Genomic DNA, 18,895 nt, shown 5'->3' on the forward strand with positions numbered 1-18,895 from the left:
GCGGTCCTCAGTCGGCGTGCAGGTGGTACACGTTGAACGCCCGTCGGATCACGGGCTGGGCCACGTTCCGCACCCGCACGCCGCCGGCCGTCATCCCGTGCTCCGTGCCCGCGTGCGCGTGTCCGTGCACGCTCAGGTCGGCCCCCGCGGTGTCGATCGCCTCGGCCAGCAGATAGCTGCCGAGGAACGGGTAGATCTCCGGCGGCTCACCGGCGAGCGTGTCGGCGACGGGGGAGAAGTGGGTGAGCGCGACCCGGGTCTCGCAGCCCTGCCGCTCCAGTTCCTCCAGCGCGGTGCGCAGTCCGTCCGCGCAGCGCCGTGAGTACCGTACGAACTCCTTCATCAGCGGCTCGCCGAACTCGCCGGCGCTGCGGCCCACGAACCCGCCGCCGAACCCCTTGGTGCCGGCGATGCCCACGCGCGTGTCGCCGTACTCGACGACGGTCCCCTCGCCTTCCAGCACCCGGACACCGGCGTCCTCCAGGAGGGCGGTGACCTTCTCGGGCTGCTCGTCGTGGTGGTCGTGGTTGCCGAGGACCGCCACGACCGGCACCGGCAGGTCCCGTACCTCCTGGGCCACCACCCGCGCCTCCTCCGGTGTGCCGTGCCGGGTGAGGTCCCCGGCCAGCAGGAGCAGGTCGGCACAGTCGGGCAGGGTCTCGAAGGCGGGGCGCAGCACGCCCTGGCTCTCGAGTCCCATGTGGATGTCCCCCACGGCGGCGACGCGGATCACGGCAGCTCCTCCGCATGATCGGGCGCGGCGGTCTCCGCCACCACCACGTCGGTGTGCACGGACAGCCCCGCCAGCTCCTCGCGGACGGTGCGCAGCACGGTCTCCCGGCACTGCGCGGACGGCACCGTCCCGGTGACCACGACCGCACCGGCCCGCACCTCGGCGCGGACTCCCAGCTCGCCGAGCTCCTCGGCGGCGAGCCGGTCGCGCAGGTGGGCGACCCGGTACTCGATGTTCTCCTCGGAGTGCTCGGGCGCGGACCCGTTCATGAGCGTTCCTCCTCGCGCCTCGGCTCGATGACCTCCAGCCGTTCCAGGAAGTAGAAGAACGCGTCCGGCATCGGCGCGTCGCCGCAGCCCCGGCGTACGGCGTCCCAGTCGACCTTCTCGCGCAGTGCGCGGGCGATCGGCAGAACGGCGCCGAAGTCGCAGTGGTGCTCGGAGAACGCGGACAGCAGGCTGTGCAGCAGGTCGGTCGGTGACAGCACGGGCATGAACACCGAGTCCACCGAGAGTTCGTCGGCCCGCGCGAGCAGTTCCCTCGTGACCGGCTGGTGGGCAAGCTCGAAGATCAGGTCGACCTGCTGGCCCAGGCAGTCGGCCTTCAGCAGCCAGTCCTCCGGAGGTGTCCGGACCTCCAGACCCGCCTCGCGGAGGGTGTCGGCCACGGACGGCGCGTCCTCGGGGAGGATGGCGAAGTCGACGTCGTGCTGGAGATTCTGGGCGCCGCCGTGCGCGTACACGGCGACACTGCCGGCGAGCGCGAACGGGTGCCCTTCCCGTTTCAGGATCGCGCCGACCTGCTTGGCCGCCTCCAGGATCGCCTGGTTGCGGTCGACAGGCAGACTCGCGGCGAGCGCGTCGGCTGCGCTTCCGGTCGCGAGTCGCAGTGCGGCGGCGCCTCCGTGGCGGTCGACGTCGTCGTCGGCGTGCTGCGTCATCAGTGCCCCCTTCCTGGACGGCCCCGCACCCGAGGGGCCGTGACGGCGAGGCCCGGGTACCCGGGGTCAGGGCTTCGACACGGCGGCACTCGGGGGTGGGGAGCCTCGTGCCCCGGGGAGTCTCGGGCACCGGAGTGGGAGCGTGTGGCTTAGGGGGCGGGGAGCGTGGGGCTTCGCGGAGAGGGCGCGGCGTGAGTCACCACCCCACGGTCGAGGCCAGGCCCGTCACGGCCGTCGGGCCCGGCGTGGGACCATCCCCCGGTGACGCGACGCCTGAACCGTGACCGGTCCCTTGAGGAGCTGGAAGGCGATCCCTGGCCGGCCCCGCCGGGTGATGCGACCCGTCTTGTGGCGACCGTGCACGCGCTGCGGCGCAAGCCCGTCGGCGAGCTGACCGTCGAGGACCTGCGCCTGCTGATCAGGCAGGACGTGGGTCTCGCCCATGTCCTGCCGTTGGCTCTGGAGGTGCTCCGGGCCGACCCGATGGCGGAGGGCGACATGTACGCGGGCGATCTGCTGGCCGCCGTACTCACCAGGAGCCCGGAGACATGGAGCCGATCACCCGAGCTCGGGCGCGAGCTTCGTCTGATCGTCTCGGAGCTGAGGGATCCGGCACTGCCTGTGCGGCGCGACGTCGAGCGGTTCCTCGCTCTGTAGGCCGCGCCGGCGCCGGGCTGCCTCGCGGTCGTTCATCGCGAAGGCCAGCCGTTGCGCTCCGCCAGGTGGAGCACGAGGGAGGCGATGTTCCACGCGTCGTCCTCGCCGCGATGGTGGCGGCCTTCCAGGGGGAGGCCGGCGAGGGTGAGGGCCTGGGCCATGCCCGGGCGCTTGCGCAGGCCGTGGACCTCGGTGAAGACCGCCTTGGCGTTGGTGTGGCGGCGGCCGAAGGGGTACGGCGTCCCCGTGGCCCCGCACTGCCGGGTGAACTGGTGACGGTCGTAGTCGCCCCAACTCGCCCACGGGCGAGCCCCGGAGGAGTGTTCGGCGGCCAGCAGTCGACACGCCTGCTCGAACGGCAGTCCCCCGTCCACCTCTTCCTGGGTGAGTCCCGTCAACTCCGTGCAGAACGCGCTGACTTCGGACCGGACCGGGCGCACCAGGATCCGGTGCCGTCCGACGCGCTCGGCGGTCGACAGGTCCACGACGGTCAGCCCGATCTCGATGATCTCGCTGACCGCGCGCGGCGGAGGGGAGCCGGGCCAGCACGTGGCTTCGACGTCCACGACGTTCAGGAGGCGCCCGGCGGCCGTGCTGTCCATGCCGAGAACCGTAGGACGCGGGCGTGTGCGAGTCATCTCGTTTTCCCTGCACAGGGGTTCGGGAGGGGATGGTGGAACCCGATGTTCCGTATGAGGGTGCTGTGAATTTCCGAGGCGCTTGAACACACCGGGCCCCCCGTCCGTATGGGGCGAGGGATTTGCATGCCCGGACAGCCGACACGCGCAGGAGTAGTTCCGTGGGACGCAGCAATCGCAGACGACCGACAGGCGCACGACGTGCGACCTTCGCCGCAGTAGCCCTGATGCTCGGGGGTGGTGGCCTGGTCGCGGCGAACGTGTACGCCTCCGCCACGGAGAGCGGCACACCGCAGCAGACGTCGTGGGGAGCCGTCACGATCGACTGCCCCGACGTCGGTGACACGCTCACCGACGTGCCCGACGCGTCGAGGGCGGACGTGGACAAGGAACTCGCCTCTCTGGACCAGCAGATAGCCGAGGCCTACCGGCAGCTCCAGGACCCGACGGTGGACAGCCGCGAGTCCGCGCAGAGCCGCATCGTCGAGCCGCTCCAGGAGAACCGCGCCGCCACGATCGAGCGCATCACCGCCGCTCTCCAGGGCGCGGGTCAACAGCAGGACGGCCTCGGCGACATGACCGACTGCACCCTGCGCGAGACCGAGAACCAGAACGGCGACGGCCAGGACCAGCAGCAGGACGGTCAGCAGCAGGGCGACCAGCAGGGTGACCAACAGGGCGACGGTCAGAACCAGGAGGGCCAGAACCAGGACGGTCAGCAGGGCGACGGCCAGGACCAGGGCGACCAGCAGCAGGGCAACGGCGGACAGGCCGGCAACGGTCCCGTCGCTGCCGACTACGCCGACATCAAGTCCGCTCCGCCCGCCGCACAGGCCGCCGCTCCCCAGGGCGACGCCTCCCGCGGCACCTTCGTCACCAGTTGCGGGGTGAACGCGGGCGGCCTGTTCAACTCGGACAACGTCATCGTCGCCCCGGGTGTCTCCAACGGCGCCCACCACTTCCACGACTACATCGGCAACCAGTCCAACACCGCCTTCGCCAGCGACCAGGACCTGGCCGACGCCGAGACGAGCTGTGTCGACCAGGGCGACAAGTCCACGTACTACTGGCCCGTGATCCGGCTCCAGAACGGCACGCAGGAGCAGGACGCCGCCAAGCCCGGCGGTGGCATCGAGGGCAACGCCGGCGAGATCGTCACCCCCAAGGAGGTGACGCTGACGTTCGTGGGCAACCCCCGCAGCAAGGTCACCGCCATGCCGCGGCTGCTGCGCATCATCACCGGTGACGCCAAGGCCTTCGTCAACGGGCCCGCCAACGCCAACGCGTCCTGGAGCTGCACCGGGTTCGAGGACCGGCAGCTCAAGGACAAGTACCCGCTGTGCCCGCAGGGCAGTGACGTGGTGCGCACCTTCAAGTTCCAGAGCTGCTGGGACGGCCGCAACATCGACAGCGCCAACCACCGCACCCACGTGGCGTTCGCCCAGAACGACGGCACCTGCGCGAACGGCTTCCAGGCCATCCCGCAGTTGGTCCAGCGGATCGTCTACGACGTCGACGCGCCGAGCCTGAACGACGGCGGCCGCACGACCCCGCTGTTCGCGGTCGACTCCTTCCCGGAGCAGCTCCACAAGCCCGTCACCGACCACGGCGACTTCATCAACGTGTTCGACGAGAACCTGATGAACGAGATGGTCGGCTGCATCAACGACGGCCGTAAGTGCGGCGCGGGCACGGGCCAGGACGACCCGGGCAACGGCGGCGACAACGGCAACGGTGACAACAGCGGCGACAACGGGAACGGTAACAACGGCGGCGACGACGGCAACGGTGACAACGGCGGCGGCACAGCCCCCGACCCCGGCGCCAGCCAGGACCCCGGTACCGGGAACGACAACGGCAATGGCAACGACAACGGCTCCGAGGACAACCCCGGAAACGACGACGAGCCGCAGCAGCAGCCGACCCAGACGGCCGAGGCCCCGGCCGGCGACCAGACGACCGCCCCGACGGAGGACGAGCCGAAGACCTACAGCTCACCCACCGCCCACAGCACGACCGCCCCGTCGCCCGAGACCGGCAACGGCAACGGCAACGAAAACACGAACGCCAACGGCGACGACGAGTCCACCCAGCCCGTCGCCCAGGACAACACCGCCCCCAGCGGCCCGGCCGCCATCGCCCAGCCCGCACCTCAGGGCGACCAGGGCAGTCTCGCCGAGACCGGCACCCAGTTGTGGCCGGCCGCACTCGGCGCGGTCCTCCTGATCGGCGGTTTCGTCCTCCTGCGACGCACCAGCCGCCGCTCGATGTGACACCGACCGGTACGACCGAGTAGCGAAGTGGCTGTCCGCCCGGTGATTCCACCGGCGGGCAGCCTCTTTCATTCCGGCGGAACGACCGGCGCCGGCGCCGATGCGTCGAGCGCCTGAGACGGCCCACATGGCAGCTCGAAATCGACGTGGTTATTCTGGGCTGGGAAACCGAATTCGGACCGTACCTCCGGCGGGGTGAATTCACGGCACCGCTCCGTGGCCCCGCCAGTGGTCCGTGCACTGTTGCCCGGGAAGCAGGGCATGGTCGCTCCCGGTGACGCTCGGCGGGCCATGACGTCCCCACTTCCGGGAGCACCCATGTCTCTACGCCGATCCCGTCTGCGAGCGGCATCCGTCCTCGCGGTCTGCCTCACCGCGCTGGCCCCGACCATGGCCGGTGCCGCCGACGAACCGTCGGGCGACCAGTCGCTCCAGCGCCAGCTCGACGCCTTCGTGAACCGCACAGGCGGCCCGCCCGGAGCCATCGCCGTCCTGCGGACCGAGAACGGCACCCGGGTCGTACGCGCCGGGGTCGCCGACGTGGACACGGACCGGTCGCCCGGCCCCGACGACCACATGCGCATCGCGAGCACCGCCAAGGCCTTCAGCGGGGCGGTGGCCCTCACCCTGGCCGACCGCGGCACCCTGCGCCTGGACGACACCCTGGGCGAACGGCTGCCTCAACTCCCGGACGCCTGGGCCTCAGTGACGCTCCGTCAACTTCTGAGCCACACCAGCGGTCTGCCGGACTACTCCAAGAGCGACGGGTTCCTCGACGAGCTGCGGGCCGACCCCCTGCACCACTTCGACTCCCGGCGCCTGCTCGACTACATCGCCGACGACCCGCTGCTGTTCAAGCCGGGCTCGGAGTACCGCTACTCGAACTCGGACAACATCGCCGTAGCGCTCATGGCGGAGGCGGTGACGCACAAGTCGTACGAGGACCTTCTGCGTGACCTCGTCTACGAACCGCTCCGGCTGGGGTCCACGAGTCTCCCGCAGGGCAACCGGATGCCGACGCCATACCTGCACGGTTACGACGTCAGTGAGGCCGGGTCCCCGCAGGACGTCAGCGAGGTCATCGGCATGTCGGGTGTCTGGGCCTCCGGAGGCATCGTCTCCACTCCGGCCGACATGACCCGGTTCATCCGGGGTTATGCTGCCGGACGGCTCTACGACCGGTCGACCGTCGAGCAGCAGCGGCAGTGGGTCGCGGGCTCGTCCGAACCGGCCGGTCCGGGCCGCAACTCCGCGGGTCTGGCCGTCTTCCGCTACCAGACGCGCTGCGGAGTCGTCCTCGGTCACACCGGGAACACGCTCGGATATACCCAGTTGATCGCGGCCACCCCCGACGGCCATCGATCACTGACCTTCTCCGTCACCGCCCAGATCACCCAGTCCTCGGACGCGCAGGGGCTGCAGAAAATGCGAGCACTGCAGGAGAACTTCGTCTGCGCGTTGTTGCGCGACGAGAATCAATAGGGATTTCCCGCGGCGTTCGCTTTTCAGTCCAACACGATTTCCCAGGTGTCGACCGCGTAATGGACCGACATTCCGTTGCGCGCGTACAACGCGGGGGCGCCGGTGGCGTTCTCGGTGTCCACGCCCAGTCCCACGGTCTCCCGCCCGCGGGCCGCGAACGCCGCGAAGGCCTGCCGCAGCAGCAGTCCGCCGAGGCTCCGGCCGCGGGCCTCGCGGGCGACTCCCAGGCTGCGGATCCATCCCATGGCCTCGCGGTCGTCGCGGGAGATGAGGAAGCCGGCGTCCCCCAGGTCCTCGGTGGAGACGATCCACACGAGCGACCAGTCGAGCCGGTCCGCGTGGATGTCGGCCAGCCACTGCTCGTACGCGCGCGGCTGGAAGTCGAAGTGCTCGGCGAACGCGGCCTGGTAGAGGGCGTACACCTGCTTCTGGTCCGCCTCGTCGGCGCAGGCCCGCACCCGCACTCCCGCGGGCGGCTCGGGCGGTAGGTCCTGGTCGGCCCGCAGCGGCCGTTCCAGTACGTGATAGCGGCGTACGGCCGACCATCCGCGCGCCCGTATCAGCGCGAGGTCGGTCGTGGGGGCCGAGTTGAGGTGCAGGTGGAGCACGGCCCTCGCGGCGCCGTTCGCTCGGGCCCTCTCCAGTGCCCGGGTCTCGACCGCGGCCAGGAGGAGCTCGCCGGCCTGCTGGTGGTCGGGCAGGACGTAGTGGTCGGCGTCGATGCGCTCGCCCTTCGAGTCGTCCCACACCAGGGCGTACGCCACCAGGTGCGGTCCGTCGAAGGCCAGCCAGGAGTCGCGGTCGAGGTCGACCTCGGGGTGGGCCAGGTCGGACTCCACCGTGTGCAGGTCGGTCTCGGGCCGCCCGATCTCGATCCGGTCGATCTCGTTGAGCAACTCGGTGACGGCCGGCGCGTCGGTGGGCGCGGCAGCGCGCAGGAGATAGGGCATGAGGCAAGGGTCGGGGGCGGCCGCGCCGGCCGCAAACGAGTTTTCCCCGAGCGAGGGGAAAGCGTTCTCACCGCCTTGGTAGGCTGCGGCCGTTGATCATGGACGAGCGGCCCGAACAGGGGATCCCGTGCGGCCACCACTGCGGGTCCGGAGCGCGGGCGGTGACGACCGCCGACGGCGGTCGATGAGGCCTTTGCGGGTTCTTTGTGGAGAGTCGTCAAGTGTGGCGACTGGTACGCCTGTTGACACTGTGACGACTGATAAGATCATTACACTTTTCAGTAGGCTGATGACGCGTCATACGCGCGTACGGGGGACAGCCAAAACGGCCCCATCGTGAAGGAGTGACGGTTGGTCCGCCGGTAAGGCCCGCGCCGCACGGCGGTGGGCATTTCCGGGGTCCCATGCACGGTCAGTCTCCCGACGCGAGGCGACTTGAAGAGAGTCTCATGACGTCATTGTTCGAAGATCCACTCCTGTGGGTCCTGCTCGTGGTACTCATCGCTGCGGTTCTCGCAGTGATGCGCGCACGGAGAACCAACATCCAGCTCCGCGCGAACAACAACAAACTGCACGGCGACATGGCGAGTGTGCGAGGTCAGCTCGCCGAGCTCCAGACGACCTACTCGTCGGTGAGCACCCGGCACGCCGCGGACCTGGAAGAGGTGCGCAAGGACGCCGAGTCGGCGACCAAGGCGACCCTGAAGTCGGCCGTCGGCACCCTGGCGACCCTCGCCGAGGAGCAGTTGGCGCTGCTCGACGGACTCCAGCAGAAGTACGGCGATGACAACGCTGTCCTCGCCGACCTGATGCTGGTCGACCACACCGGCAGCCAGTTCAGCCGCCGTACCAAGGGCATCTCGGTGCTCTGCGGTGGCTGGCTCGGCCGGCGTGACCGGGACGCCTCGGTGTACGACGTCGCCCGCAGCGCCCAGGGGCGGATCCGCGACTACGACCGGGTCAAGGTCCACTCGCAGGCCAACGTCGCGATCACCAGCCGGGCGGTCGAGCCGGTCGCCATGGTTCTGGCCGAACTGCTGGACAACGCCACCAAGTACAGCGCCCCCGGCACCCCCGTCGAGATCAACATCCAGGCCGTCCCCACCGGGATCTGCCTGATCGTCGACGACGCCGGCCTCGGCATGGACCAGGAGACCAAGGCCCGCGCCGCGTCCCTGCTGACCTCCGGCGGATCCGTGGACATCACGAGCCTCGGTGACCCGCCCAAGTTCGGCTTCGCCCTCTCCGGAAAGCTCGCCGCCCACTACGGATTCCACGTCTCGGTCGACGCGGTCTCCCCCTACGGCGGTGTGCGTGCCGTGATCCGGGTGCCCGAGAACCTTCTGACGGCGGACGTGCCCGCACCGGCACCCGTCGAACTCGACGACCACGACAGCGAGCCCGCGGCGGTCAAGCCGACCCCGGTCGCCTCCCTGGTCGTCGGACAGACGGCCGGCGGCCTGCCCAAGCGCCGGCGCCGTCGCAACGGCACCGTCTCCGTGGTCGCCACGCCCAGCGCGGACGTGGCCGACCTGGACGCGGCCGGCGAGGAGACCGCCTCACGGCTCAAGGCATTCGCTCGCGGAACCCTGCTCGGGCGGGACTCGGACAACACGGAAGGACCTCAGAACCAGTGAATCCCGACCTGTCGTGGGTGCTGAACGACGTGCTCGAGGTACGCGGAGCCCGTCACGCCATCCTCGTCTCGGCGGACGGCCTGCTGATGCAGCGGTCCGACGGCATCGTCCGTGACGACGCCGAACGGAACGCCGCCGCGATGAGCTCCCTGCAGTCGCTGTGCCGCAGCGTCGCCCCCTTCGTGGGCGGGGGCAAGGGCCTGTGGAAGCAGACACTGATCGAGTTCGACGGCGGATGGATCTTCCTCATCGCCGGGGGCAGCGGTTCCTACCTCGCCGTCTCGACCGCCCTGGACGTCGACATGGAGGCCATGTCGATCCGGATGCAGAAGACGGTGGGCGCGCTGACCAAGGCGATGAGCGCCGCGCCGCGCCAGCACACCGGCGTGGACGCATGACCTGGCCAGGCGAGGACGCACCGGTAACCAGCGACTTCGTCCGCTCCTACGTCATCACGGGTGGCCGTCGTCTCCCCTCCGACGACGACTTGGCCCTGCACACCCTCGTGTGCATCGCCCCCGACCGGACCCTGCCGCTCGGGGCCGGCCCCGAGGTCCGTGCCATCTGGGAGCTGTGTTCGGGCGGCTACCTGTCGGTCGCCGAAGTCGCAGGCCATCTCGGCCTGCCCGTCGGCGTGGCCCGGCTGCTGCTGTCCGATTTATTCGAGCAGGGGCACCTCATGCGCCGCGCTGAACCGGCCCCCGCCCAGCACGTTCCCCGAGCGATACTCGAGAAGGTTCTGCATGGACTCGAAACCCTCAACATCGGCTGACCCCGGGGCGAACGGCTCCATCTACGTCTCCGCCGAGGTGACCACCGCCGCGAAGATCCTGGTGGTCGGACACTTCGCCGTGGGCAAGACGACCTTCATCGGGTCTCTGTCGGAGATCACTCCGCTGCGCACCGAGGAGAAGATGACCCAGGCGTCCATGCACGTCGACGACCTGCGCGGGGCGCCGGACAAGGCGACCACCACCGTGGCGCTGGACTTCGGCCGGCTGACGCTGAGCGACGAGCTGGTGCTGTACCTGTTCGGCACCCCCGGACAGCAGCGCTTCATGCAGCTCTGGGAGGACATGGCCCGCGGCGCGCTCGGCGCCCTGCTCCTGGTCGACCCCTCGCGGCTGGAGGAGACGTTCCCGGTCATCGACCTGATCGACGAGTACGGCCTCGAGTACGCGATCGCCGTCAACACCTTCTCGCAGACCAGCCACTTCGAGGAGGCGGAGATCCGCGAAGCGCTCGACCTGCTCCCGGACACCCCCGTCATCTACTGCGACGCCCGCGACCAGCGCTCCTCCGCCCGCGCCCTGATCGCCCTCGTGCGTCACCTGCTCGACCGCGCAGCCTGAACCACCACCCCCCGCCCGGACCGCACGGTCCGGGCCACCAAAGGACACAGACATGGACGTTCACGACACGGCCGCCGCCGGTGCGGCCAGATGCCCCATGTACGACGGCTCCTTCGCCGCCGACCCGAAGAAGGTCTACGACTACCTCCGGGCGCACGGCCCCGCCGGCCCGGTCGAACTGGCCCCGGGCGTCGACGCCACTCTGGTCGTCGACCACGAGACCGCCCTGCGCGTGCTCCAGAACCCCAACCTGTTCGCCCGCGACGGCCGCCGCTGGACCGCCCTCAACGACGGCCGGGTCCCCCTCGACAGCCCCGTCCTGCCGATGATGGCGTACCGGCCCAACTGCCTGTTCACGGACGGCGCCCAGCACCTCAGGCTGCGCAAGGCGGTCACCGAGAGCCTCGACCGGCTCAACGTCACCCGCATCCGCCGCGACGTCGAGCCGATCGCCGCCTACCTCATCGACCAGTTCAGCGAGCGGGGCCGGGCGGACCTGATCAACGACTACGCCAAGCTGCTGCCGATGTTGATGATCAACAAGCTCTTCGGCTGCCCCGCGGCCATCGGCGACCGGGTGACCAGCGCCATGGCCGACATGTTCGACGGCAAGGACGCGCTGAAGGCCAGCGACGAACTCACCGCCTGCTTCATGGAGCTGGTCTCCCTCAAGCGCCGCGAACCCGGCGACGACATCACCTCCTGGCTCGTCCAGCACCCCGCCGGTCTCAGCGACGAGGAGCTCAAGGACCAGCTCGTGATGCTGATCGGCGCCGGTGTGGAGCCCGAGCGCAATCTCATCGCCAACTCCCTGCTGCTGCTCCTGGACCGGGAGGGCGAGGACGGGCCGAGCATGCAGATCGAGGACGCCCTCGACCACGTCCTGCTCAACAACCCGCCCATCGCCAACTACGCGACGCACTTCCCGCTCCAGGACGTCGACCTCGGCGGAGTGGTGGTTCAGGCGAACTCCCCGCTGGTCATCAGCTTCGCGGGAGCCAACAGCGACCCCGTGCTCACCTCCTCGGGCCAGGCCCACAGCCGCGGCGCCCACCTCGCCTGGGGTGCCGGCCCGCACGCCTGCCCGGCCAAGAGCCCGGCCCAGGTCATCGCGGTCACCGCCATCGAGCTGATCCTCAACGCGCTGCCCGACCTGGTCCTGAGCGTCCCGGCCCAGGAGCTCCAGTGGCGCCCCGGCCCGTTCCACCGCGCCCTGGCCACCCTCCCCGTGCAGTTCAGCCCCACCCCGGCCACCCGGATGGCCTCGGCGTACGGCGTGCCCACCGCGCCCCGCCCGACCGTCGTCCAGCAGCCCCAGCAGGCGGCGCGCGTTCCCGCGCCGACCGCGCAGAAGCCGGCCAAGAAGGGCTTCTGGAGCAGCTTCCTCGAGATCTTCCGTGTGTGACGGCTTAGTGCCGCCCGACCGGTGCCGGAGCGAGGACTGACACTTCACAAGTCCCCACTCCGGCACCCGCGTTCGTTCTGGGGTCCCGCCGCTCGGGCCCACGCAAACGGTGGAGGCCGAGGGATGCCCCTCGGCCTCCACCGGAGGTGTCAACCGGCCACGCTCTCCCGTCGTGGCTGGTCCACCGGCACGCGCTTCGGCCGGGTGCGGGGACCGAAGGCGGCCAGGACGATCGCGCCGACCAGCCAGGTGCCCGCGATGAAGTAGAAGACGCTCTGGTAGCCGTGGCCGTTGTAGAGGGCCGCGACGATCAGGGGACCGGCCGCGTTCGAGAGGCGTCCCAGCCCGTACGACACGCTCGTGCCCAGGGAGCGGCCCCGGGTGTCGAACAGCTCGGGGGAGTAGGCGTACCCGAGGGCCGTGTAGCCGCGCTCGAAGAGGTTCACCAGGAAGCCGAACACGACGATGAGCAGCGGGTTGAAGGTCAGCCCGTACAGCAGGCCGCACAGCGCGATGACCGCGCCGAAGGCGACCAGGCACCACTTGCGTTCGAACCGGTCGGTGACCAGGGCGGCGAGGTAGGAGCCCAGCGGGGCGCCGACGGTGGTGAGGGCGACGTAGAAGACGGACTTCTCGACGCTGAAGCCCTCCTTGGCCAGCAGCGTGGGTGCCCAGCTCGAGTAGCCGAAGAAGCCGATGGTCTGGGTCACCCACAGCACGGTGAGCAGCAGGGTCGGCATCAGGTACTTCCGCTGGAGCAGCACCCGCAGGGTGACCTTGGCCGCCGGGGCCTCCTCGACGGGCGGCGCCGGTTCGGGCAGCGGGCCCTTCTCGGCGCCGACGCGTGCCTCGATCTCCCGCAGGACCTCGTCCGCGGCGGCGTGCTCGCCCCGGCTCTCCAGCCAGCGCGGCGACTCCTTGAGATGCCGGGTGAACAGGACGAGCAGGAGGCCCAGCGAGCCCCACAGGAAGACCAGCCGCCACGACCAGTCGCTGAGCGGGACGACCGCGCTCGCGATGAGGTTGGTGGCCGGGGTGCCGCAGATCCCGATGACGATGGCGTACGCCTGGAACTTCCCGCGGACGGCGGACGGGTACATCTCGTTGACGTAGATCACCGCCACGACGGTCATCGCCGCGAGCCCCGCCGAGGTCAGGACACGGAACACGCCCAGCGAGACGAGGTCCCAGGAGAACGCCGAGGCGAAGGAGAACACCCCGAAGAACAGCGTGGTCAGCAGCAGGGTCCGCTTGCGGCCCCACCGGTCGGCCATGGTCCCGGCGACGATGGAACCGATGAACATGCCGACGAACGACAGGGAGGTGACGTAGGCGATCTGGTCGACGGTGATGCCCCACAGGTCGATCAGTTTCGGGGCGGTGGTGGCGAAGGTGTTGATGTCCGCGAACTCGAAGAAGTACGCGAACGACACGGCCAGCAGGGTGACCTTGTGGAAGCGGGAGACCGGCAGTCGGTCCAGCCGGTTCAGCGCGTTGGCTCGTTGCATGTGCGGCCCTTGTCGGAGTGGGAGGGGAAGGCGGGGACGTCCTCAGGCCTCGTCGGGCCAGTACAGGCGCATCGGGTTGTCGACCAGCAGCCGCCTCTGCTGCTCCTCGGTGGGAGCGATGTGCGGGACGTGGTCGACGAGGAGCCCGTCGTCGGGCATGTGGTCGGTGAGGTTGGGGTGCGGCCAGTCGGTGCCCCACAGCACCCGGTCGCCGAACTCCTCGACGACACGGCGGCCGAACGGCACGACGTCGGTGTAGGCGTTGCGCTGACCGTCGAGGGCGGCGGGCCCGGTGACACTGAGCCGTTCGGGGCAGGTCACCTTCACCCACACGTCGTTGGCGTCGACGAAGCGCAGGAACCGGCTGAACTCCGGGCCGTCCACGGGCTGGGTGACGTCCGGGCGGCCCATGTGGTCCACCACCAGCGGGGTGGGCAACGACGCGAAGAAACCGGCGAGTTCGGGCAGGTCGGCGCTCTCGAAGTACAGGACGACGTGCCAGCCGAGCGGGGCGATCTTCGCGGCGATCGTGCGCAGGTCGTCCTCGGGGGCGGTGTCCACCAGCCGGCGGACGAAGTTGAACCGCACACCGCGGACGCCCGCCGAGTGGAGGGACCGCAGTTCGGCCTCCTCGACGTCGGGCCGTACGGTCGCGACGCCCCGCGCGCGGTCTCCCGCCGCGCGGACCGCGTCGACCATGGCGCTGTTGTCGGCGCCGTGGCAGGTGGCCTGCACGACGACATTGCGGGCGATGCCCAAGTGGTCGCGCAGGGCGAAGAGTTGCTCCTTGCCGCCGTCGCAGGGCGTGTACTTCCGCTCCGGTGCGAACGGGAACCGCGCCTGGGGGCCGAAGACATGGCAGTGGGTGTCGACCGTGCCGGCCGGGAGCCGGAAGGCGGGGACCGACGGGTCCGGGTACCAGTCGAGCCAGCCGGGGGACTTGGGGGAGAGCAGGTGCACGCGGATCAGCGCCCCTGTCGACGCAGCAGGGCGTCCAGTCGCGGGTACACGGCACGCGCGTTGTGCTCCTGCACGGCGGCCAGGTCGTCGGCGGGCAGCTTCGCGGCCTCGGCGTAGCGGCCGGTGTCGTCGAAGTGGTGGCCGGTGCACGGGTCGACGTCGCGGACCGCGCCGATCATCTCCGAGGCGAACAGGATGTTCTTCGCGGGGATCACGTCGAAGAGCAGGTCGATGCCGGGCTGGTGGTACACGCAGGTGTCGAAAAAGACGTTCCCGAGGACGTGCTCCTCCAGTGGCGGCTTGCCGAGTGCCATCGCCAGGCCCCGGAAACGCCCCCAGTGGTAGGGGACCGCTCCGCCGCCGTGCGGGATGACCAGCCGCAGGGTCGGGAAGTCCGCGAAGAGGTCGCCCTGGACGAGCTGCATGAACGCCGTGGTGTCGGCGTTGAGGTAATGGGCGCCCGTGGTGTGGAAGGCGGGGTTGACGCTCGTGCTGACGTGCACCATCGCCGGGATGTCGTACTCGACCAGCTTCTCGTAGATCGGGTACCAGGAGCGGTCGGTGAGCGGGGGAGCGGTCCAGCGGCCGCCGGAGGGGTCGGGATTGAGGTTCACCGCGACGGCGCCGTACTCCTCGACGCAGCGGGTCAGCTCCGGGACGCAGGTGGCGGGGTCGACGCCGGGGGACTGCGGGAGCATCGCGGCGGGCGCGAACCGCTCCGGGTACAGGGTGGCCACGCGGTGGCAGAGCTCGTTGCAGACGGCGGCCCAGGCGGCGGAGGTCTCGAAGCCGCCGATGTGGTGGGCCATGAAGGAGGCACGGGGCGAGAAGACCGTCAGGTCGATGCCGCGTTCGTCCATCAGCCGCAGTTGGTTCGGCTCGACGCTCTCCCGCAGCTCGTCGTCGCCGACGCGCAGGTCGGACCGGGCCGGGGCGGCCGCCGGATCGTCGAGCGCGGCCACCTGCCGGGACCGCCACGCCTCCAGCGCCGGGGGCGCGGTCGTGTAGTGCCCGTGACAGTCGATGATCATGTGCTGCTACCTCCGTCTTACGGCGTCGTCGTCGACGGGAGCAGCGTCGGACCAGGTCGGAGGCGTCGGGAGAGCGCCCGGCACAGAACTAACGTCTCCTTAACAGAGCGGCGGGGCTCACCGGAACGTGGTCTACATTCGGACCGTGACCCATGGCTTTCGGACACGGGTCGCGTCGCAGTGGAGGCCGAAAGGAGGCGGGCGGCGTGGACATACTTCTGGCCGAGGACGACGACGGAGTGGCCGCCGCGCTCGTGGAGGTCCTCTACGACCACGGGCACGTCACCCGGCGGGTGCGGTACGGCCGGGACGTCCTGACCTACCACCGCAGCTCCGACCTGCTCCTGCTCGACCTGGGCCTGCCCGACACCGACGGCCTGGACGTGCTGCGCAAGCTGCGGACGGTGAGCGACATGTCCGTGGTCGTGCTCACCGCCCGCGGCGACGAACGCTCCGTGGTGCGCGGGCTGCGGCTCGGCGCCGACGACTACCTCGTCAAGCCGGTCCGCCTCAAGGAACTCCTCGCCCGCATCGAGGCCGTCACCCGCCGCACCGCGTCCCGCCGCGAGTCCTCGTCCCTGCCGGCGGTCCGGGTCGGCGACGTGGAGGTCGACCTCGACGCACGCCGCGTCCGGGTGGCCGGGGCCCCGGTCGAGCTGACCACCAAGGAGTTCGACGTCCTCGCCGTGCTCGCCGCCCGGGCGGGCACCGCCGTCAGCCGGGAGCAGTTGCTGGACGAGGTGTGGGGCGACGCCTACCACGCGGTCTCCCGCTCGCTCGACGTCCACCTCACCCAGCTCAGGACCAAGCTGGGCCGCCCCGAACTGCTCACCACGATCCGCGGCTTCGGCTACCGCCTCGGCGACTGAGGAACCGCGGGTGCGTACCAGGGTCCAGGCCGTGCTGCTGATGTTCGGCGTCCTCGCGGTGGCCGCGTTCGCCGTCCCGCTGCTGCTGTTCACCGCCTCCGACCGCACCCAGCAGCTCGTCCTGGCCCGCAGCTCCGACCTCGACCGCTTCGCCTCCCTCATGGACCAGGCCGCCCGCACCGGCGACACCTCCGCGCTCACCGCGGAGGCCCGCCGCTACACCCAGCTCTACGGCGAACCCCTCGTCGTTACCGACACGCGCCGCCGCGCGGTCGTCGAGACCGGCGGCATGCACGCCTCCGACCCCGAGGTGGCGCGGCTCGTCGACGCTGCCCTGCGCAACCAGACCGCGCACCCCACCGGCTCGCTGCACCCCTGGTCACGCGCCCCCCGCATGTTCGCCGAACCCGCCGGCACCGGCACCCAGGTCTCCGGAGCGGTCGTGCTGCGCGCCTCGGTCGGCACGGCGGCCGACGACATCACCTGGCGGTGGAGCGCCGTCCTGGCCGGCACCGCCCTGGTCGCGCTCGCCTGCACGGTCCTGGCCCGTGCCGCCACCCGCTGGGTGGTCAGCCCCCTGCGCCGCCTGGACCGCGCCGTCGGCCGGCTCGCCGCGGGCCTGCCGCCCGACCACACCCGGGCCGGGGGACCGCCCGAACTGCGTCAGCTCGCGACCGGCTTCAACCGGATGGCGAGCGCGGTCACCGCAGCCCTGGAACAGCAGCGGCGGCTGGTCGCCGACACCTCCCACCAGATGCGCAACCCCATGGCCGCGCTCCGCCTGCGGGTGGACGCCCTCTCCGCCCACCTGCCCGACTCGGCGGACCGCACCTACCAGGGCGTCACCACGGAACTCGAACGCCTCGAAACCCTCCTCGACGACATGCTCACGCTCGCCACCGCCGAGCACCGCGCCGGAGAGCTCAACGTCACCGACCCGCTCGACGCCCACTGCGACGCGGCCGAGGTCGCCCTCACCCAGCACCGCGTGTGGGAACCGGTCGCCCACCGGGCCGGCGTCGACCTGACCGTCACGGCGGACACCCCCGCCGCGGCGGCCTGCACCGACCACGAACTGGCCCAGATCACGGACGTCCTCCTCGACAACGCCATCAAGTACGCGGGCTACGGCGCCCACGTCGAACTCCGCTGCACCACCGAGGGCCCGCACACGCTCCTCACCGTCACCGACGACGGCCCCGGCCTCACCCCGGACGAGCTCGGGCAGGCCACCACCCGCTTCTGGCGCTCGACCCGGCAGAACGGCACCTCCGGCACCGGACTGGGCCTCGCCATCGCCGAACAGCTCCTGGCCGGCAGGGGCGGCCGCCTCGAACTGACCCCGGCCCACCCGCACGGCCTGAGGGCCCGCGCCGTCCTGCCGAGCGGAGGACCCCGGTGAACCGCCGTACCGCACTGCGCGGCGCCTTCGGCCTCACCGCCGCCGCGGCCCTCGGCGGCGCCCTGACCGCCGACACCTCCACCCGGCGCCCAGGCCCCCGCGGCATCCTGCGGCTCGCCACCGGTGAACCCACCGCGTTCTACGCCGCCTTCGGCCGCCTCCTCGCCGCCGAGCTGGAGGCGGCGCACCCGGGCCTGAGCTGCCGTATCCGCACCACCGCGGGCAGCATCACCAACATCGAGCTCATCCGCGACGGCAGGGCCGACCTCGCGCTGGTCCTCACCGACACCGCGCGCGCCGCCCAGGACACGACGCTGTTCCCCCGCCCGGTGCCCCTGCGCGCGATCGGGCGGGTCTACGAGACCTACCTCCAGTTCGCCGTCCGGGCCGACGCGCCCGTGCGCTCGGTGGCCGACCTCGCCGGCCACCCCGTCTCGCTCGGCGCCCCTGGCTCGGGCGCCGCCCTGCTCGGCGAACGCCTCCTGCACGCCGCCGGCCTCACTCCCGGGACCGACCTCCCGGTGCGCCACCTGCGGCTGGCCGACGCGGCCCGCGAGCTGCGCACCGGTTCCGTCGTCGGACTGCTCGTCGCGGGCGGCGTACCCCTGCCCACCCTCACCAACCTCGACGCGAACCCCGGGCTGCGCTTCCTGCCCCTGGCCGACCTGCTGCCCGGCATCGCGGGTCCCGAGGGGCTGGCCGCCTCCGGTCTCGAAGAGGTGGAACTCCCGCAGGACGCCTACCGGGCCGCCGCCGGTGTCGCCACCATCGGCGTGTCCAACCTCCTCGTCTGCCGCCCCGACCTCTCCGCCGAGACCGCCGAGGCCCTCACCCGCCTCCTCGTCCTGCGCGCCCCCGCCTTCGTCCCCGAGGGCGCCGTCGGCGCCCAGTTCCTCGACGTCCGCAGCCTGATCGGCACGGGCAGCGTCCCGCTGCACCCCGGGGCGGTCGAGGCGTACCGGTCGTTGCACGGATGAGACGGGCGCCCCGTGCACCCGGTGGCCCGGCACGGTCCAGGGCCCGTGGGCGCCGTTCGGCACCCCGCACTAATGTCCTCG

Annotated in this window: 19 protein-coding genes; 11 read left to right on the plus strand and 8 right to left on the minus strand. The window is 71.0% G+C overall.

Features of this window, described 5'->3' with window-relative positions:
* Positions 1-7: 7 nt before the first annotated feature.
* Genes ACZ66S_RS13735 through ACZ66S_RS13745 form a run of 3 tightly spaced genes read right to left on the minus strand, consistent with a single transcriptional unit; the run spans position 8 to position 1,673 of the window.
* Positions 8-733, minus strand: a complete 726-nt coding sequence (locus tag ACZ66S_RS13735) for a metallophosphoesterase family protein (protein ID WP_469901679.1) — start codon at positions 731-733, stop codon at positions 8-10.
* Entirely contained in the window at positions 730-1,002 is a 273-nt protein-coding gene (locus tag ACZ66S_RS13740; protein WP_469901680.1) for a BON domain-containing protein, read from the minus strand. Before ACZ66S_RS13740 ends, ACZ66S_RS13735 begins: the two co-directional genes overlap by 4 nt.
* A complete protein-coding gene (locus tag ACZ66S_RS13745; RefSeq protein ID WP_469901681.1) occupies positions 999-1,673 on the minus strand; it encodes a nucleotidyltransferase family protein in 675 nt (224 codons plus the stop codon). The genes ACZ66S_RS13740 and ACZ66S_RS13745 overlap by 4 nt, the downstream gene beginning before the upstream one ends.
* Positions 1,674-1,934: 261 nt before the next feature.
* Between ACZ66S_RS13745 and ACZ66S_RS13750 the strand changes: the two genes are divergently transcribed.
* Positions 1,935-2,330, plus strand: coding sequence for a contact-dependent growth inhibition system immunity protein (locus ACZ66S_RS13750; RefSeq protein ID WP_469901682.1), 396 nt, complete (start codon positions 1,935-1,937; stop codon positions 2,328-2,330).
* A 32-nt stretch (positions 2,331-2,362) separates the two neighbouring features.
* Here the strand turns inward: ACZ66S_RS13750 and ACZ66S_RS13755 are convergent, their stop codons facing one another.
* On the minus strand, positions 2,363-2,932 hold the full coding sequence (locus tag ACZ66S_RS13755; protein ID WP_469901683.1) for a 3'-5' exonuclease: 570 nt from the start codon (positions 2,930-2,932) through the stop codon (positions 2,363-2,365).
* A 263-nt stretch (positions 2,933-3,195) separates the two neighbouring features.
* Between ACZ66S_RS13755 and ACZ66S_RS13760 the strand changes: the two genes are divergently transcribed.
* Positions 3,196-5,241, plus strand: coding sequence for a DUF1996 domain-containing protein (locus tag ACZ66S_RS13760; RefSeq protein WP_469901752.1), 2,046 nt, complete (start codon positions 3,196-3,198; stop codon positions 5,239-5,241).
* Positions 5,242-5,559: 318 nt separating this feature from the next.
* Positions 5,560-6,723, plus strand: coding sequence for a serine hydrolase domain-containing protein (locus ACZ66S_RS13765; RefSeq protein WP_469901684.1), 1,164 nt, complete (start codon positions 5,560-5,562; stop codon positions 6,721-6,723).
* Between the two features lie 23 nt (positions 6,724-6,746).
* On the opposite strand, the gene ACZ66S_RS13770 is transcribed toward ACZ66S_RS13765, so the two are convergent.
* Positions 6,747-7,673 carry a GNAT family N-acetyltransferase gene (locus tag ACZ66S_RS13770; RefSeq protein WP_469901685.1) on the minus strand — a complete coding sequence of 309 codons (927 nt, stop codon included), beginning with the start codon at positions 7,671-7,673 and terminating at the stop codon, positions 6,747-6,749.
* A gap of 449 nt (positions 7,674-8,122) precedes the next feature.
* Here ACZ66S_RS13770 and ACZ66S_RS13775 point away from each other — a divergent pair, with 449 nt between their 5' ends.
* The 5 genes from ACZ66S_RS13775 to ACZ66S_RS13795 are packed head-to-tail and all read left to right on the plus strand — an operon-like array spanning position 8,123 to position 12,067.
* Positions 8,123-9,310 (plus strand): ATP-binding protein, encoded by a 1,188-nt coding sequence (locus ACZ66S_RS13775; protein WP_469901686.1) that lies wholly within the window; start codon positions 8,123-8,125, stop codon positions 9,308-9,310.
* Positions 9,307-9,708 (plus strand): roadblock/LC7 domain-containing protein, encoded by a 402-nt coding sequence (locus ACZ66S_RS13780; protein WP_469901687.1) that lies wholly within the window; start codon positions 9,307-9,309, stop codon positions 9,706-9,708. The genes ACZ66S_RS13775 and ACZ66S_RS13780 overlap by 4 nt, the downstream gene beginning before the upstream one ends.
* Entirely contained in the window at positions 9,705-10,082 is a 378-nt protein-coding gene (locus ACZ66S_RS13785; RefSeq protein ID WP_053853025.1) for a DUF742 domain-containing protein, read from the plus strand. The genes ACZ66S_RS13780 and ACZ66S_RS13785 overlap by 4 nt, the downstream gene beginning before the upstream one ends.
* A complete protein-coding gene (locus ACZ66S_RS13790) occupies positions 10,054-10,662 on the plus strand; it encodes a GTP-binding protein (protein WP_053853024.1) in 609 nt (202 codons plus the stop codon). The genes ACZ66S_RS13785 and ACZ66S_RS13790 overlap by 29 nt, the downstream gene beginning before the upstream one ends.
* A gap of 52 nt (positions 10,663-10,714) precedes the next feature.
* Positions 10,715-12,067: a cytochrome P450 family protein gene (locus ACZ66S_RS13795; RefSeq protein ID WP_469901688.1), complete on the plus strand. Its 1,353-nt coding sequence runs from the start codon at positions 10,715-10,717 to the stop codon at positions 12,065-12,067.
* Between the two features lie 149 nt (positions 12,068-12,216).
* Here the strand turns inward: ACZ66S_RS13795 and ACZ66S_RS13800 are convergent, their stop codons facing one another.
* Genes ACZ66S_RS13800 through ACZ66S_RS13810 form a run of 3 tightly spaced genes read right to left on the minus strand, consistent with a single transcriptional unit; the run spans position 12,217 to position 15,566 of the window.
* On the minus strand, positions 12,217-13,575 hold the full coding sequence (locus ACZ66S_RS13800) for an MFS transporter (RefSeq protein WP_469901689.1): 1,359 nt from the start codon (positions 13,573-13,575) through the stop codon (positions 12,217-12,219).
* Positions 13,576-13,617: 42 nt separating this feature from the next.
* Positions 13,618-14,535, minus strand: a complete 918-nt coding sequence (locus tag ACZ66S_RS13805; RefSeq protein WP_469901690.1) for an amidohydrolase family protein — start codon at positions 14,533-14,535, stop codon at positions 13,618-13,620.
* A 5-nt stretch (positions 14,536-14,540) separates the two neighbouring features.
* Complete coding sequence (locus ACZ66S_RS13810) at positions 14,541-15,566, minus strand: amidohydrolase family protein (RefSeq protein ID WP_469901691.1); 1,026 nt, start codon at positions 15,564-15,566, stop codon at positions 14,541-14,543.
* Positions 15,567-15,772: 206 nt separating this feature from the next.
* On the opposite strand from ACZ66S_RS13810, the gene ACZ66S_RS13815 reads away from it, so the two are divergent.
* Genes ACZ66S_RS13815 through ACZ66S_RS13825 form a run of 3 tightly spaced genes read left to right on the plus strand, consistent with a single transcriptional unit; the run spans position 15,773 to position 18,814 of the window.
* Positions 15,773-16,435 (plus strand): response regulator transcription factor, encoded by a 663-nt coding sequence (locus ACZ66S_RS13815; protein WP_469901692.1) that lies wholly within the window; start codon positions 15,773-15,775, stop codon positions 16,433-16,435.
* Positions 16,436-16,445: 10 nt separating this feature from the next.
* Complete coding sequence (locus tag ACZ66S_RS13820) at positions 16,446-17,837, plus strand: sensor histidine kinase (protein ID WP_469901693.1); 1,392 nt, start codon at positions 16,446-16,448, stop codon at positions 17,835-17,837.
* Positions 17,834-18,814, plus strand: a complete 981-nt coding sequence (locus ACZ66S_RS13825) for a TAXI family TRAP transporter solute-binding subunit (RefSeq protein WP_469901694.1) — start codon at positions 17,834-17,836, stop codon at positions 18,812-18,814. Before ACZ66S_RS13820 ends, ACZ66S_RS13825 begins: the two co-directional genes overlap by 4 nt.
* Positions 18,815-18,895 lie beyond the last annotated feature (81 nt).

The sequence above is a fragment of the Streptomyces sp. NPDC107471 genome, assembly GCF_055582845.1.